We start from the raw sequence: 16,344 nt of genomic DNA on the forward strand, positions 1-16,344 counted from the left end.
CCATTTGAGGTCTTATTGGAAGGATGTCTTCCGCAGAGGAACCCTCGATGCGTGCTTTTCTACTGCTTTTCCTGATTTTCCCGATCCTTGAGCTGTACGTCTTTTTCAAGGTGAGCAGCTCCATCGGCTTCTTCCCGGCGCTGCTGCTGATCTTCGCCGGTTCTGCGCTGGGTGTGCTGGTGGTGCGCGTGGCCGGGCTGGCCACGGCGTTGCGTGCGCGTGAAAGCCTGCAGCGCGGCGAGTTGCCCGCCGAAGACATGTTTCATGGCCTGATGCTGGCTTTGGCCGGCGGCCTGCTGTTGATCCCGGGGTTCATCTCCGATGTGGTCGGCCTGCTCCTGATGCTGCCGTTCGTTCGTCGCTTGTTCGTCAGCAAACTGCGCAGCCGTGCAGAAGCCCAGGCGATGCGCCAGCGGGCGTTCGCCGACGATCCGTTCGAGGGTGCCCGGCCCGGTCCACAAGGCCGTGTGCCGCGCGAGCCGAACGTGATCGAAGGTGAATACGAACACCGCGACAAGTGATTCACGCCTACGCGCAAAAGAAACGGCCCCGAGTGGGCCGTTTTTCATTCCGTCCGGCTCATAGCAAAAAAATTCCTTTGTGAGCCTTGTAATCGCCTTGGCCGACCTTATGTATGGGTCACCGCAAGGTTTCTGGGCATCCGCACCAGACAAAGACAACCGTGACCCGCCCCGCGAGTCACGACCGGCAACGCCGGAAGCATCAACCCGCCGGTATTGATACCGGCCGATGAAAACCACTATCAGGAGAGATCGACAATGAAGCTTCGTCCTCTGCATGACCGCGTCGTTATCCGCCGCAGCGAAGAAGAATCGAAAACCGCTGGCGGTATCGTTCTGCCAGGCTCGGCTGCTGAAAAGCCAAACCGCGGCGAAATCGTCGCCGTCGGCACCGGTCGCATCCTGGACAACGGTGAAGTGCGTGCGCTGGCCGTGAAAGTGGGTGACAAAGTGGTTTTCGGCCCTTACTCGGGCAGCAACACTGTGAAAGTTGACGGCGAAGACCTGCTGGTAATGAGCGAGAACGAAATCCTCGCTGTTATCGAAGCTTGATTCCGCTGGTTTTCCGTTACTCCCAAGTATTCAAGGATTAAACGATCATGGCTGCTAAAGAAGTAAAATTCGGCGATTCCGCCCGCAAGAAAATGCTTGTTGGTGTCAACGTTCTGGCTGACGCAGTAAAAGCGACCCTGGGCCCGAAAGGCCGTAACGTGGTTCTGGCCAAGAGCTTCGGCGCTCCGACCATCACCAAGGACGGCGTTTCCGTCGCCAAGGAAATCGAGCTGAAAGACGCCTTCGAGAACATGGGCGCCCAGCTGGTCAAGGAAGTTGCTTCCAAGGCCAACGATGCTGCCGGTGACGGCACCACCACCGCTACCGTTCTGGCTCAAGCCATCGTCAACGAAGGCCTGAAAGCCGTCGCTGCCGGCATGAACCCGATGGACCTGAAGCGCGGTATCGACAAGGCCACCGCCGCTGTCGTCGCCGAGCTGAAAAACCTGGCCAAGCCATGCGCCGATTCCAAGGCCATCGCCCAGGTAGGCACCATCTCCGCCAACTCCGACAACTCCATCGGTGACATCATCGCCGAAGCCATGGAAAAGGTCGGTAAAGAAGGCGTGATCACCGTTGAAGAAGGCTCGGGCCTGGAAAACGAACTGTCCGTCGTCGAAGGCATGCAGTTCGACCGTGGCTACCTGTCCCCGTACTTCATCAACAAGCCGGACACCATGGTTGCCGAGCTGGAAGGCCCGCTGCTGCTGCTGGTGGACAAAAAAGTCTCCAACATCCGCGAACTGCTGCCCGTTCTGGAATCCGTTGCCAAAGCCGGCCGTCCGCTGCTGATCGTGGCTGAAGACGTCGAAGGCGAAGCGCTGGCTACCCTGGTAGTCAACAACATGCGCGGCATCGTCAAGGTTGCTGCCGTCAAGGCACCTGGCTTCGGCGACCGCCGCAAGGCCATGCTGCAGGACATCGCTGTCCTGACCGGCGGCACCGTGATCTCCGAAGAAATCGGCCTGAGCCTGGAATCCGCTACCCTCGAGCATCTGGGCAACGCCAAGCGCGTCACCCTGTCGAAAGAAAACACCACCATCATCGACGGTGCTGGCGTTGAAGACGACATCCAGGCTCGTGTGAAGCAGATCCGCGCCCAGATCGAAGAGACTTCCTCGGACTACGACCGTGAGAAGCTGCAAGAGCGTCTGGCCAAACTGGCTGGCGGTGTTGCCGTGATCAAGGTCGGTGCCGGCACCGAAGTTGAAATGAAAGAGAAGAAAGCCCGCGTTGAAGACGCCCTGCACGCTACCCGTGCAGCCGTTGAAGAAGGCGTGGTACCTGGCGGCGGTGTTGCCCTGGTACGTGCTCTGTCCGCCATTGTCGACCTCAAGGGCGACAACGAAGACCAGAACGTCGGTATCGCTCTGCTGCGTCGCGCTGTTGAAGCGCCGCTGCGTCAGATCACTGCCAACGCCGGCGACGAGCCAAGCGTTGTGGCCGACAAGGTCAAGCAGGGTTCGGGTAACTTTGGTTACAACGCTGCTACCGGCGAATACGGCGACATGATCGAGATGGGCATCCTTGACCCAGCCAAGGTCACTCGCTCGGCGCTGCAAGCTGCAGCTTCGATCGGCGGCCTGATGATCACCACCGAAGCCATGATTGCTGACGCTCCAGTTGAAGCTGGTGCTGGCGGCGGCATGCCTGACATGGGTGGCATGGGCGGTATGGGTGGCATGGGCGGCATGATGTAAGCCAGCCTCACCCGCTGCACCCAAAAGAGCCCCGCCTAGTGCGGGGCTTTTTTTATGGTGGATTCTTCAGTGAGTGCTGTGGTCATGATTCTTTGGGGTTTTGGCTTGGGCTTGGGTGCTGGCTTGGGCGTTGTGAGCTTATCCATTCGGTGTGGCGAGGCTGCCGGCCCCTTCCGCCTCTACGGCGGGTCCATTTTGTCTTGGCAAAATAGACGAAAACCGCTCGCTCCTGCATCCGGCCCTACGCTGCGCTCCGGGTCCCCTCCCTCCGGTGTCTTGCGGGGCCACGCGGCCTACGACTTGCTTCGCAAGTCTACATCTCGCGTCTTCGGCTAACGCCGAAGGGTGCTGCGCACCTGCCCCTTCAGACACCTCCACTCGGCCTCCTGACGTCGCACCTTGTGGCGTCTGAACTTGCGCGCACGAAGATCAAGAGCTCTTTGGGTCCCACCTGTTAGTTAGATTCTGATTTCGAAGATCAGTCATCACAGGCGCCGCCCGTAACTTCGCGACTTCAGGAGGCCGAGCGGAGGTGTCTGTAGGGGCAGTGCGCAGCACCTTCGGCGTTAGCCGAAGACGCGAGGTGAAGACTTGCGAAGCAAGTCGTAGACCGCGTGGCCCCGAAAGGCGCCGGAGGGAGGGGACCCGGAGCGCAGCGTAGGGCCGGATGTGGGAGCGAGCGGTTTTGCCTACTTTTTCCAAGAAAAAAGTCGGCCGCCGTAAAGGCGGAAGGGGCCGGCAGCCTCGCCACATCGAATGGATAAGCTCACAGCACCCAAGCCCGTAAATGAATCAGTTGACCTGCACCACAGCATCGCTGGCCCTGGCCGGGGCATGCCGGCGGTACAGCACCAGGTAATAACAACCCAGCGCAATCAACCAGCAAAACACCGCAGTCCAGACGTTGTGCGAGAAAAAGTGCGCCCCCTGCAGCATGCGTCCGATAGAGAACAGCGTGCCGAGACCGAAGGCTACGCCCAACGCCACTTTCGCCAGGCGCGGGCGACGATCACGCAGGGCGAAGAACAGCGCGAACAGGGTGAAACCGGTGGCCGCGTGACCGCCGGGCCAGCAACGCCCAGGTTTATCGGTATCAGGTCGTGCTTCAAGCAACTTGCTGTAGGTTTCATTACCGCCGAATTGGCTCAGGCTCCACGGGCACTGCACGGCGGTCACCGCTTTGAGCGGGGTGACGAAGGCCGTCGAGAGACCCATGGCCAGCACCAGGCAGCCCAATTCCCGGCGCACCGGTTTTAGCCGTTCAAGCGCAAAACTGGCGGCAAACCCACCGATCGCCAGCACGCCGAAGACAATGACCAACTGCTTGGCGCGGTCATGCAGGATGTCTTCGAGAAAGTAGCTGTGCTTGCCAATGAACTGGCCAGCGGCTGGATCGAACGCCATCCGGGCCAACATCATGTCGAGATCGGTCAGTTCGAGCAGGACGAGCACCACCGCAACCAGCAGTGGAATGCCCAGAACCAGCCAGGGATTGAGTGGACGCGAGGGAACGAAATCGGGGTGTGCGGGCATGACGAGTCCAGGCGATGAGGGAAGACGACCGGCGATTCTCCATCCCGGCGCATGCCTTGTTTGTGAATCCACCGTGAAAAAAACGTCAGGTGACAATATCGCCCGGTTGGCCTAGCGGCTTGTCTACTATGACCGTAAGCTGCGCCAGCCAGACGGCCACAGCAACAGAAACGAGAGGACGCCATGCGCATACTACTGGTTGAAGATAACCGCGATATCCTGGCCAACCTGGCCGACTACCTGGGCCTCAAGGGCTATACGGTCGATTGCGCACAGGATGGACTGTCGGGCCTGCACCTTGCCGCGACCGAACACTACGACCTGATCGTGCTGGACATCATGCTCCCCGGCATCGACGGCTACACCCTGTGCAAACGCCTGCGCGAGGACGCGCGCCGCGACACGCCGGTGATCATGCTCACCGCCCGCGACCAGCTCGACGATCGCCTGCAAGGCTTCCGCTCCGGTGCCGACGATTACCTGCTCAAGCCTTTTGCCCTTTCCGAGCTGGCCGCGCGCATCGAAGCGGTGCTGCGCCGTGCCCAGGGCGGCGGACGGCGCAGTCTGCAGGTGGGCGAGCTGAGCTATGACCTCGACACCCTCGAGGTTACCCGCCAGGGCCGCCTGCTCAAACTCAACCCGGTGGGCCTGAAGTTGCTGGCGGTGCTGATGCAGAAGAGCCCGCACGTGCTGCGTCGCGAGGTGCTGGAAGAGGCCCTGTGGGGCGATGATTGCCCGGACAGTGACAGCCTGCGCAGCCACGTCCACCAATTGCGCCAGGTCATCGACAAACCGTTCGAAAAACCGCTGCTGCACACCGTCCACGGCGTCGGCTACCGGCTGGCCGAGGGCCGTGATGGAGTTTAAGCAAAGCCTTGCCCAGCGGATCATCATCGCCTTCGCGCTGATGAGCGCGCTGGTGGCGGGGGCGTTCGCGTTCGGTATCGTCGCGACGGTGCACCTGGTGGAAGAGCGCTTGATCTCCACCGTGCTGGGTGGCGACTTGCAGCGCTTGCTGCTGATGGACAGCGTCAGTGAATGGAGCCACCGGCCGCGGCCCGACCAGCTGTTCTATTACAGTGGCGGACGTGATGACTTCGCCCTGCCGTCGGACCTGAAGCACCTGAATCCCGGTTTCCACGAAGTGTTCCGTGAGCACCTGTCGTACCACGCCATGGTCGAGGTGGTGGATGGCCGGCGCTATGTGCTGCTGCAGGACCAGAGCGATTTCGAAGAACGCGAGCGGGTGCTGTTCGCCGTGGTGGTAGTGGGGTTTGTCCTCAGCCTGGCGCTGGCGGTGTTCCTCGGTTGGGTGCTGGCGCGGCGGGTGATGGCGCCGGTTATTCGTCTGGCGCGGCAGGTTCGTCATCGCGACCAGCTGCTCGGCCTGGCGCCGCCCTTGGCACCGGATTATGCCGCCGACGAAGTGGGGCAGTTGGCCGTGGCCTTCGATGCCACGCTGGGTCGCTTGCGCGATGCGCTGACCCGCGAGCGGCTGTTTACCAGCGACGTCAGCCATGAGCTGCGCACACCGCTGATGGTCCTGGCCAGCTCCTGCGAACTGCTGATGGAATACCCCGGCCTCAATGACCGTGCTCGCTCCCAGGTAGAGCGGATTGCCCGCGCCACCGAAGAGATGCAGGAACTGGTCAAGACCTTCCTGATGCTCGCCCGCGCCCAGCGCGATGAAGGCGCTGTCGCGTCGCGGACGACCCTCAAGGAAGTCGGCGATGAACTGATTGGCGTGTGGCGCGACACCATCGAGCAGAAGGGCCTCTCGCTGAGCCTTGTGGTCAATGCGGTCTCGCCGCAGCTCTACAACGCGACGTTCCTGCAATCGGTGATGGGCAACCTGCTGCGCAATGCTGCGCATTACACCGACTCAGGTTTTATCCGCCTGACACTGGACGTGGACAGCTTCATGGTCGAGGACAGTGGCGTGGGGATTCCCGAGGAGCAGCGCGAGGCGATGTTCCAGCCGTTCGTGCGCGGCGGCGAGAAACGTGGCGATGGTCTTGGTTTGGGTTTGTCACTGGTTCAGCGTATTTGTGACGATCAGGGCTGGGTGGTCAGCCTCAGCGCAACCCAGCCGCACGGCTGCCGTTTCCACGTGAACCTGGGCGACAGAGGAGTGACTCCTGACGCCTGAGTACGTTTTGGATCCAGGTAATACTTTGTAAAGCTTGAGAATTTGCGTGACATTTTTTTCACACGCACATGACCTGACGGCAACGTTGTCCCGCGTAACGTGGCGCTCATTGCAGTCAGGAGATGTGCCATGTCCAGTCCTATCAAGCTCGATTTTTCCGATAAGTACGATCAGAGCCACGCCCAGCAATACTACGAGAAGCACCAGGCCAGCTTTGCCCGTCGCCTGTCGCACCAGCGTGATGAGCAACTGGCCCGACGCGCCCTGATGCTGGCGGGAGAGCCGGGACTGGTGCTGGACCTGCCTTCTGGTGCCGGCCGCTTCTGGCCGCTGCTGGCGGAAAAGGCCAACCGCGTGATCATCGGGGCCGACAATTCCGCGGCCATGCTGGAGACCGCGTGTCGCTCGCAACCGGCTGAAGTGGTTAAACGGGTACGGCCCTTGCAGACCTCAGCGTTCGACATCAATCTGCCCGACAACGCGGTAGACAGCATTTTCTGCATGCGGCTGTTCCACCACATTGGTGAAGCCGCTCACAGGATGACAATTCTCAAGGAATTTCAAAGAGTTAGCCGTGATAGCGTGATTGTTTCGCTATGGGTGGACGGCAATATCAAGGCATGGCGTCGAAAAAAACTCGAAGCGCGTCGCGGGGCCACAGGTGAGACTGGAAGTTACCAGAATCGCTTTGTGTTACCTGCTGCTACGGTCGAGGAGGAGTTCAAGGCTGCCGGCTTCCGGATTCAAGAACAAATGGACTTTCTGCCGTTCTACGCCATGTGGCGAGTTTATGTATTGCGCAAGGGTTGAAAAAAATGGATGTGACAGACGCGGGCCGGACCTCCGGCACTGACCGGTTCGACTATTTCTGGAAGCAGCAGGGCGAGTGGGTGGAAGAGCCCAACCAGCGCCGTGGCGGCGAGAGTGGTGTGCAGCGCTTGCGTGATGAGCGCGGGCACATGCTGTATGCCAAGCGCCAGATTGGCCATATCTACCGCAGTCTGTTGCATCCTTTTGGCCGCCCTACGGTGTTGCGCGAGTACGAAGCGCTGCACAGTTTCGAGCAACTGGGCGTGCGTGTACCGAACATCGTCTATTGCGGTGTCGAGCGCGATGCCGATCACCAATGGCGTGCGCTGCTGGTCAGCGAGGCCCTGGACGGTTTCGAAGAGATCGACAACTGGTATGCCGCGGGTGGCCGTGAGCGCTATGGCGAGGTCCTGCACGACCGCGTGCTGGAAGACCTGGCACGTAACCTGGCGCGGATGCACCTGGGGCATTGGCAGCACGGTTGCCTGTATGCCAAGCATGTCTTCGTCAAGGTCGTGGGTGAGGGCACCGATGCCCGCGCCGAGATCGCACTGCTGGACTTGGAAAAATGCCGTCGGCGCCTCAGCCGGCACAAGGCCGCTGCCAATGACCTTCGCCAACTGCGCCGCCATTCGTCGTGGAATGATGCCGACTGGCAAAAGCTGCTCTACTTTTACCGAATGGCGTTTGGCAGCGCTGTCAAAGGTTTAGAGTGATGAAACTAGAAATAGCTCGAAGTTTGTTTCTCCTGGCGGCCCTGGCTACCGCGACCGTTGCGGTAGCGGCATGGGAGCAGCCTCGCCCGGGTGTGATCAGCGCCTCCGATGTGTCGGAGCGTTGCCCATTGCCGCGGGTGGCGAAACCGCAGGTCCAGGCCCAGCCCGACCATGATCTGCTGCTGTTTCTGTTTGGCATGAGCCAAGGGCTGCGCGCTCAGGGCTGATCCTGGGTGTATTTGGGGCTGCGATGCCCTTCGCGAGCAAGCTCGCTCCTACAAGGCTCGTAGGAGCGAGCTTGCTCGCGAAGGGCATGACAGCCGCAAATCATTTCAGATGGTTTGCTCGACGGTACGCGGTTCATCCTTACGCGCCAGCAGGGTGTAGACGCAAGGCAGCACGAACAGGGTAAACAGCGTCCCCACCGACATCCCCGTCGCAATCACCGTACCGATATCGAACCTGCTGACCGCCCCGGCACCGCTGGCGAAGATCAGCGGAACCATGCCGAAGACCATCGCCGCCGTGGTCATCAAGACCGGCCGCAAACGAATTGCCGCCGCTTCCTCGATCGCTTCACGGGCCGTCAGGCCTTTCTGTTCGCGTAGTTGGTTGGCGAACTCGACGATCAGGATCCCGTGCTTGCTGATCAGGCCGATCAAGGTTACCAGCCCCACCTGGGTGTAGATGTTCAGGCTCGACAGCCCCAGGAACAGCGGAATCAGCGCCCCGCAAATCGACATCGGCACGGTCACCAGAATCACCAGTGGATCGCGGAAACTCTCGAACTGCGCCGCCAGCACCAGGAAGATGATCGCCAGCGCCAGGCCGAAGGTCACCCACAGCGCACTGCCTTCCTGCACGTATTGGCGCGCCGCGCCGCTGTAGTCGAAGGCGAAGCCCGCTGGGGCTTCTTCCTGGGCGATGGTGCGCACGGTGTCCAGCGCCTCGCCCATGCTGACGATCGGGAAGCCCTGGATGATCGCCGAGTTGAGTTGCTGGAACTGATTGAGCTGGCGCGGTCGCGCACGGTCGCTGACGGTGATCAGGGTCGACAGCGGCAGCATCTGCCCCGCCTGGTTCTTCACGTAGTAGTTGTTCAGCCAGTCCGGGTTGTCGCGGTAGGCCCGTTCGACCTGGGCGATCACCTTGTAGCTGCGTCCGTCGATGGTGAAACGGTTGATTTCCGCTTCGCCCAGCAGCGTCGCGAGGGTGCTGCCCAGCACATCCATGGACACGCCCATCTGTGCCGCCTTGGCGCGGTCGATATCGACCACCACTTCCGGCTTGTCGAAGGCCAGGTCGATATCGAGGAAGGCGAACTTGCCCGAAGCCTCGGCCCGCTCCTTGATCCGCTGGGCCACGTCCAGCAGCGATTCATAGTCGTTCGGCGTGTTGATCACGAAGGCGAAAGGCAGGCCCTCGCCCGTACCCGGCAGCGATGGCAGGTTGAAGCCGAAGATCTGCAGGCCGGCGATGCCATTGAGTTTGGCCTGGACTTCCGGCAGCAACGCCATCTGCGAGCGCTTGCGGTCGTCCCACGGCTTGAGCAGGAAGCCGCCGATCCCCGACTGAACCCCATTGAATCCGTTGATCTGGAACGATGAGTAGTACTCCGGGAACTCCTTGAAGATCTTGGTGAACTCGTCGGTGTAGCTGTTCAGGTAGTCGAGGTTGGTCGGCTGCGGCGCAGTGGCCATCATGAAGATGATGCCCTGGTCCTCGTTCGGCGCCAGTTCCGAGGTGCTGAACTTGAGGAACACCGGAATCAGGCACAGCACGATGGCGCCGAACACCAGCACCACCGGGCGGGTATCGAGGGTGGCGTGGAGCAGCCGTTGGTAACGCTGCTTGAGCCGTTCGAAGAGCTTGTCCAGGCGGTGAGACAGGCCGGACGGGTTTTCTTCGTGGCGCAAGAGCATGGCGCACATCATCGGCGACAGTGTCAGGGCGACGATGCCGGAGATGACTACCGCGCCGGCGAGGGTCAGGGCGAACTCCTTGAACAGCGCGCCGGTGAGCCCTTCGAGGAAGCCGATTGGGGCGTAGACCGCGGCCAGGGTGATGGTCATCGAGACCACCGGCATGGCGATTTCCCGCGCACCTTCCAGCGCCGCGTTGAATGGGGTCTTGCCCTCTTCGATATGGCGGTGGATGTTTTCCACCACGACGATCGCGTCGTCCACCACCAGGCCGATGGCCAGCACCATGGCCAGCAAGGTCAGCAGGTTCAGCGAATAGCCCATCAACTGCATGAAAAACAGCACGCCGATCATCGACAGCGGGATGGTGATGACCGGGATCAGCACGGAGCGGAAGGCGCCGAGGAACAGGAACACGACCACGATGACGATCAACACGGCCTCGATCAGGGTTTTTACCACCTCATCGATGGACGCTTGAATGAACAGGGTGGCGTCGTAGGCGATGGAGGCCTTGAGGTTCGGCGGCAGCTGGCTTTCCAGCTCCGGCATCAGCTTGCGCACTTCCTTGATCACGTCCAGCGGGTTGGCGCCCGGCGTAGCCTTGATGCCGATGTACACCGACGGCGTGCCGTCGAAAGAGCTGACCGTGTCGTAGTTTTCTGCGCCCATCTCCACCCGCGCCACATCGCCGAGCAGCACCCGGCTGTCGCCGCTGGTCTTGAGCGGGATGTTGGCGAAGGCTTCGGCGGACTTCAGTTCGGTGCTGGCGTTGATGCTGGTGACCACGTACTCGCCTTTCACCTCACCGGCGGCGGACAGGAAGTTGTAGCGGCGTACCGCCTCGGTGACGTCGCTGGCGCTCAGCCCGTAGCCGGCGAGGCGCACCGGGTCGATCCACAGGCGCATGGCGAATAGCTGGTTGCCGAGGATTTCCGCTTCGGCCATGCCCGGCAAGGTGGCCAGCTTGGGCTGGATGACCCGCGACAGGTAATCGGTGATCTGCGGGTTGCTCAGTTCGCTGCTGTAGAAGCTGATGTACATCAGCGCCGAGGCATCGGCCGCTTCCTTGCTCAGCACCGGGTCTTCGGCGTCTTGCGGCAGCTTGTTCTTGACCTCGTTGGCCTTGGCCAGCAGCTCGGTGAACAGGCGGTCGCTGTCCGAGCCGATGCGCGCGTAGATCGAGATCACCGAGAAATTCTGCCGGCTCACCGAGGTCATGTAGTCGATGCCCTCGGCGCTCGCCAGGCTCTGTTGCATCGGTTGGGTGATGTAGCCCTGGATGGTTTCGGCGTTGGCCCCGGGGTAGGCGGTGGTCACCGTGATCAGGGCGTTTTCCATCTGCGGGTACTGGCGGATGGGCAACTTGCTCCAGGCCTGGAAGCCGAGCAGCACGATCAGCAGGCTGACCACGGTTGCCAGCACCGGACGGCGGATGAACGGATCGGTAAAAGCCATGACGGCTCCTTGTTCAGTCGGTGCCGGGCTGGCTGTTCGATTCGGCTTTCTGGGTCTTGTCGGGGCTGACGGCGATCGCCGCGCCTTGGGTCAGCTTGAGCTGCCCGGCGGTGACAACCTGTTCGCCCACCGTGAGCCCCTTGCTGATAACCACCAGGCCATCGCGGTGCTCGCCGGTGGTGACGAAGCGCCGTTCGGCGATCAGCACCGGCTTGCCTTCGGCATCGTGCTCCGGCTCGCCGTTCTCGGCCTTTTTCGGCACCGCGACATACACCGAGTTGCCGTACAGGGTGTAGGTGATCGCGCTTTGCGGCACCACCACTTCATTGCGCGGGTTGGGCAGCAGCACCTGCACACTGGCGAACATGCCGGGCAGCAGTTTGCCGTCGGGGTTGGCCAGCGTGGCGCGAATCTGCACGTTGCGGGTGGCGTCGTCGACCTTGGGGTTGATGGCGCTGATGGCGGCGGTGAAGGTCTCGCCGGGGAAGGCGGCGACGCTGATCAGCGCCTGCTGTTGCAGGCTGAGTTTCGGCAGGGCCTGCTCGGGCACGGAGAAGTCGACGTAGAGGCTGCTCAGGTCCTGAAGTGTGGCGATCACCGTGCCGCTGGGCAGGTATTGACCAACATCCACCTTGCGGATGCCGATGGTGCCGCTGAAGGGCGCGGTGATGCTTTTTTTGTTGAGCGAGGCCTTGAGTTGGTCGACCACGGCCTTGTTGCGCAGGTACTGCGCGGTCAGGCGGTCGTATTCACCCTTGGAGATGGCCTGGCTGCCCACCAGTTGGCCGCCGCGGTTGTAATCCACCTTGGCCAGGCCAAGGTCGGCCTGGGCGGTGCCGAGCAGGGCGTTTTCCACTTCGCTGTCCAGTTCGAGCAGCGGCTGGCCGCGCTTGACCTGTTGCCCGGACTCGAACAGCAGGGTTTTCACCGTGCCTTCGGTTTCCAGGCTCAGGTCGACACCTTGCAGCGCCTTCAGGCTGCCCACGGCGGGCAACCGGCTTTGCCAGGCGAGTTCCCGCGCCTCGGTCGCCGCCACGCTGACGGGCGGCTTGGGGGCGGAGAACACCTGGATCTGCTGATAGATGGCGAAGGCCTTGTAGCCCCCCAGAATCAGCACGATCAGCAGCACGATGCCCAACATGATCAGCATGCGACGGCGCAGCATATTCCAGTTCCTTGGATTCGGTATTGGCGAAGTCTACTCGCTTGCCCTACGCCCGGCGACCACGCTTCAGACCAGATGCAAGTGGTTATCCCACAGGCCTGAAGGCAGTTGCAGCGGCTGTCCTACCAACTCGTCCTTGCGGCAATCGTACAGGCGGCAGCGACCCTGTCCGGAGGTGACCACGAAACCATCGGCCACCGCGCCAACGCCGGCGCAGTCTGGCATCGGCGCGTCCAGGCGCACGCTGGCGTCGTCGAGGTTCCAGATGAACAGGCGGTTGGCCCGTGGCGCGGTCATCGCCACCAGGCGCAGTTCACTGTGCACGGCGACGCTGGCGGTGTACTGGGCCATGGACTGCAACTGATGCTCCGGCACCGGGAAGGCCGCGAACGGCTGGCCAGGACGCTTGATCGCCAACAGTTCGGCAGTCTCGTGGGCATCGCCCATGAACTGCTGGCAGGCGACCACGGTGCCATCGTTGCCGATGGCCAGGTGACGCACGCTGTTCATCTGTTGGCCGAGGGTTTCCTTGCTGATCAGGCTGCCATCGCGGTGCATCAGCACCAGGCTCGGCTCCATGGCGTTCAGGTTCATCTCGACCCGGCTTTCGGCCTCGGTGCGGATACCGCCGTTGGCCACCACCAGGGTCTCGCCGTCCGGCATCCACGACACCTGATGCGGGCCGACGCCGTGGGTGGAAATCTCACCGGTATACACCAGACGCTCGCCTTCGAAGCGGTACACGCCGAGCACGCCACGACCGGGATCGGTGGTGTCGTTCTCGGTGGCATACAGCCACTCGCCGCCTTTGTGGATCACCGCGTGACCGTAGAAATGCCGGTTCGGTTGCGAGGCGATGGTCTGCAGCAAGGCGCCGTCGCGCAGGTCGATCAGGTAGCTTTCGGTACCCGGGCGACGTGCGACGAACAGGGCGATGGGCCGTTCGGGGTGATTGATGATGTCGTGGCAACGCTGGGCGACCCGGGTGGCGAACACCTGGGTGCCGTCCAGGCGATAGCCGACCGCGTAGTGCTGGCCGTCCGCGTCATCGCGGGCAGACAACAGCAGCGGCGGCCGCTCCTTTTGCCGCAGCAGGGTCCAGCCGCCCAGGGTGAGGGCGCTGAGCAGAACACTACCGAGTTTCAGGGCCTGGCGTCGCAGCATGATCAGTCACCGTCGTTGGCGTTGAAGCCGAGTTGGATGTTCAGCGCCTTGGCCAGTTCGCCTTCGTGCAGGCGGTGGACCACGTTCAGGCTGTCATAGATCGCGTTGAGCTGCTGGCGGCCGGCATCGTCCTGCAGCAGTTCGTCGAGGGTGCGCTGGTTGGCGTCCAGCAGCTTGATCGAGTCGGCGTAGGCCGCGTCGATCTTGTCGGCCAGGGCTTTCTGATCCTTGCCCAGCAGACCACGCAGGCCCTGGTTGTCGACGCCGACCCAGACGGTCTGCGACGCGGCCAGGCTGGCGGCGATGCTCTTGAGCGACGACTGGCTGCGCCAGGCTTCGGCTTGCAGTGGCTGCGGGATGCCCTTGCTCAGGCGGCCCATCGGCGTGCCGAGCTTTTTCTTCAGGGTGTCCAGGGCGGTGACCTGGGCGCGCAGCAGGTCGGCGATGGCTTCGTGGGAGTCGGCGTAGCGCTGGTTGGGGAACTTGGTCAGTTGCGCGAGCATGCCGTCGTTGCTGTTCCAGTTCTTCAGGATGTCTTCGGCGAGGGTCTTCTGGTAGGCGGCGATGGCCACCAGCAGCGGGCAGTAGCGCGCTTTCTGCTCAGGGTTGGCGGCGTCCGGCTTGCTGTCGAAGAGGATGTATTCGTAGGCCGAGAGGCCGCGCACCACGACGCTGGACTTGGCCACGGTCTCGGCATCCACCGGCTTGTCACCGCTGACCAGTTGCTCGACCTGACGACCGACGAGGTTTTTCTTGTCCGGCCAGAACTGCACCTGCCAGGCGCGGTTGCCCTCGGCCAGCGGGCCGATAAGCAGTGGTTGCAGCTCGGCCCAGGCTTTCTGCGCGTGGAGGAAATCGGCGCGGGCGGTGTCCAGGCTTGCCTTGCCTTCGCAATAGGCGAGGGCGCTGACGGCCAACTGGCGGTCGGCTTCGACCCAGCGGCTGTAGGTCGGCATGATCACCTGCTTGGCGATGGCGGCGGAGGTCACGGCCTGCGGGTCTTGCGGCGAGCAGGCGCCCAGCGCGAGGGCGGCGAGGCTGGTGAACAACAGCTTGGGACGGAACATGTCCGGCTCCTTCTCTAGAGTGAGTTGAGGAACGCCAGCAACGCGGCGCGTTGCTCGGCATTGAAGGTCAAGACGTGACGCTGGGCGGCGTGTGCTTCGCCGCCGTGCCAGAGCACGGCTTCGAGCAGGTTGCGCGCGCGGCCGTCGTGGAGAAACTGGGTGTGGCCGCTGACGGTTTGGTTCAGGCCGATGCCCCACAGCGGCGCGGTGCGCCAGTCCTGGCCGCCGGCGGCGAATTCGCTGCGCTGGTCGGCGAGGCCGGGGCCCATGTCGTGCAGCAGCAGGTCGCTGTAGGGGCGGATCACCTGATTGGCCAGTTCCGGCTCGGCGGCATTCGCCGCGGTGGTGAACTGCGGGGTGTGGCAGCCCTGGCAGCCGGCCTGGAAGAACAGGTTCTTGCCGGCCAGCACCTGCGCCGACTCGACGTCCTTGCGCACCGGCACCGCGAGGTTGCGGGTGTAGAAGAGGATCAGGCGCAGGATGTTGTCGCTGACTTCCTGTTCGCCGTTGGCGCCATTGCCGTTGGGCGATTGCTTGCAGGCGGTCTGCGCCGGGGTGCAGTCGTCCATCGGCCGCAGGCTGCTGGTCAGGCCCATGTCGCCGGAAAGGGCGTGGACGTTCTGCTGGTTGAGGTTCGGTTGCCCGGCTTTCCAGCCGAAGCGGCCCAGCACGGTTTCGTGGCGGGCGTCGTCCCAGACCCGGTTGGGCCGGCCGCGAATGCCGTCGCCGTTGCGGTCGTCCGGGTCGGCGTTGGCGAGGATGGCGTATTCCGGGATCGCTTCGAGCAGGCCGAGGCCGATCATCGGCGGGGCGATGCGCGCGGAGAACAGCGTGTCGGGGTGCATCGGACCATAGCCGAGCTGGGTGATATTGAGTTGCGGCGTGCGCAGTTCGACCTGGGTGCCGTCCTTGAACGTCACCGTGTGCATCGTGTAATCGACCCGGACCTTGCCTTCCGGCGTCACGCCGGGGATTGCCATGTCCTGCAACTGTCCGCCATAGACTGGTTCCGGGACGATGCCCAGTTGCTCGATGACCTTTACGTATTCGGGCTGATTCGGGATCGACAGGCGCACCAGCATCGACACGGCATTGCTGTCACCGGGCTCTGGCGGATGGCCGCGGCCGTCGCGGATGTGGCAGTTCTGGCAGGCGTTGGTGTTGAACAGCGGGCCGAGGCCATCGCGGGCGGTGGTGGTCGACGGGGCGATCACCCACGGGTTGCGAAAGAAGCTGTTGCCGACATGAAAGTCCAGGCGCCGCGCCGCGCTCAGGTTGGCCGACGGCATCGAATAGGCGTTCTGGTCGCCGCGGTTCACCGTGGTATCGCCACCGGCACGGGCCTCGCCGGGCTCGGCCTGGGTGAAGCGCGGGGCTTCGTCGCAGGCGGCCAGGGGCAAGGCCAGCAAGAGGGGCAGACACAGGCGAAGCGGTGAGGGCATCCGACAATCCCGGGCGGTGTACGAAAAATAAGCCCGCAAGCTTAACAGGACGAGGCGGCGTGAATAAGAGGAGTTTGCGTTTGCTGGATGAAATCGGTGACTCGCTACAAGTCTCACGTTTCAGGCGGCTTAACGGAAAAAGGCG

Annotated in this window: 14 protein-coding genes; 8 read left to right on the forward strand and 6 right to left on the reverse strand. The window is 62.6% G+C overall.

From position 1 onward, the window contains the following. Positions 1-47 precede the first annotated feature (47 nt). The 3 genes from CKW37_RS05765 to groL all read left to right on the forward strand — a co-directional run bounded on the left by CKW37_RS05765 (position 48) and on the right by groL (position 2,773). Positions 48-521, forward strand: coding sequence for an FxsA family protein (locus tag CKW37_RS05765; RefSeq protein WP_095154712.1), 474 nt, complete (start codon positions 48-50; stop codon positions 519-521). Positions 522-779: 258 nt separating this feature from the next. After that, positions 780-1,073: a co-chaperone GroES gene (locus CKW37_RS05770; protein WP_095154713.1), complete on the forward strand. Its 294-nt coding sequence runs from the start codon at positions 780-782 to the stop codon at positions 1,071-1,073. A gap of 47 nt (positions 1,074-1,120) precedes the next feature. Next, complete coding sequence (groL, locus tag CKW37_RS05775) at positions 1,121-2,773, forward strand: chaperonin GroEL (RefSeq protein ID WP_095154714.1); 1,653 nt, start codon at positions 1,121-1,123, stop codon at positions 2,771-2,773. 792 nt (positions 2,774-3,565) lie between these two features. Here the strand turns inward: groL and CKW37_RS05780 are convergent. Next, a complete protein-coding gene (locus CKW37_RS05780) occupies positions 3,566-4,306 on the reverse strand; it encodes a phosphatase PAP2 family protein (protein WP_095154715.1) in 741 nt (246 codons plus the stop codon). A 183-nt stretch (positions 4,307-4,489) separates the two neighbouring features. On the opposite strand from CKW37_RS05780, the gene colR reads away from it, so the two are divergent. The 5 genes from colR (at position 4,490) to CKW37_RS05805 (ending at position 8,208) form a co-directional block, all read left to right on the forward strand. Beyond that, positions 4,490-5,173: a two-component system response regulator ColR gene (gene colR, locus CKW37_RS05785; protein ID WP_095154716.1), complete on the forward strand. Its 684-nt coding sequence runs from the start codon at positions 4,490-4,492 to the stop codon at positions 5,171-5,173. Continuing rightward, entirely contained in the window at positions 5,163-6,455 is a 1,293-nt protein-coding gene (locus CKW37_RS05790) for a HAMP domain-containing sensor histidine kinase (protein WP_095154717.1), read from the forward strand. The genes colR and CKW37_RS05790 overlap by 11 nt, the downstream gene beginning before the upstream one ends. 129 nt (positions 6,456-6,584) lie before the next feature. Then, a complete protein-coding gene (locus tag CKW37_RS05795; protein ID WP_095154718.1) occupies positions 6,585-7,265 on the forward strand; it encodes a class I SAM-dependent methyltransferase in 681 nt (226 codons plus the stop codon). 5 nt (positions 7,266-7,270) lie between these two features. Further along, the gene (locus CKW37_RS05800) at positions 7,271-7,981 is read left to right on the forward strand and encodes a lipopolysaccharide kinase InaA family protein (protein ID WP_095154719.1); all 711 of its coding nucleotides are present in this window, start codon (positions 7,271-7,273) and stop codon (positions 7,979-7,981) included. After that, on the forward strand, positions 7,981-8,208 hold the full coding sequence (locus CKW37_RS05805) for a hypothetical protein (protein ID WP_095154720.1): 228 nt from the start codon (positions 7,981-7,983) through the stop codon (positions 8,206-8,208). Before CKW37_RS05800 ends, CKW37_RS05805 begins: the two co-directional genes overlap by 1 nt. A gap of 105 nt (positions 8,209-8,313) precedes the next feature. Here CKW37_RS05805 and CKW37_RS05810 read toward each other — a convergent pair whose 3' ends face one another. The 5 genes from CKW37_RS05810 to CKW37_RS05830 all read right to left on the reverse strand — a co-directional run bounded on the left by CKW37_RS05810 (position 8,314) and on the right by CKW37_RS05830 (position 16,199). Beyond that, entirely contained in the window at positions 8,314-11,361 is a 3,048-nt protein-coding gene (locus CKW37_RS05810; RefSeq protein WP_095154721.1) for a multidrug efflux RND transporter permease subunit, read from the reverse strand. A 13-nt stretch (positions 11,362-11,374) separates the two neighbouring features. Then, a complete protein-coding gene (locus tag CKW37_RS05815) occupies positions 11,375-12,526 on the reverse strand; it encodes an efflux RND transporter periplasmic adaptor subunit (RefSeq protein WP_095154722.1) in 1,152 nt (383 codons plus the stop codon). 66 nt (positions 12,527-12,592) lie between these two features. After that, the gene (locus tag CKW37_RS05820; RefSeq protein WP_095154723.1) at positions 12,593-13,690 is read right to left on the reverse strand and encodes a DUF1513 domain-containing protein; all 1,098 of its coding nucleotides are present in this window, start codon (positions 13,688-13,690) and stop codon (positions 12,593-12,595) included. Between the two features lie 2 nt (positions 13,691-13,692). Beyond that, the gene (locus tag CKW37_RS05825; RefSeq protein ID WP_095154724.1) at positions 13,693-14,757 is read right to left on the reverse strand and encodes an imelysin family protein; all 1,065 of its coding nucleotides are present in this window, start codon (positions 14,755-14,757) and stop codon (positions 13,693-13,695) included. A gap of 14 nt (positions 14,758-14,771) precedes the next feature. Next, positions 14,772-16,199: a di-heme oxidoredictase family protein gene (locus tag CKW37_RS05830; RefSeq protein WP_095154725.1), complete on the reverse strand. Its 1,428-nt coding sequence runs from the start codon at positions 16,197-16,199 to the stop codon at positions 14,772-14,774. Positions 16,200-16,344 lie beyond the last annotated feature (145 nt).

This window comes from Pseudomonas sp. Irchel 3E13, assembly GCF_900187455.1.
In the GTDB taxonomy this organism is placed as follows: domain Bacteria; phylum Pseudomonadota; class Gammaproteobacteria; order Pseudomonadales; family Pseudomonadaceae; genus Aquipseudomonas.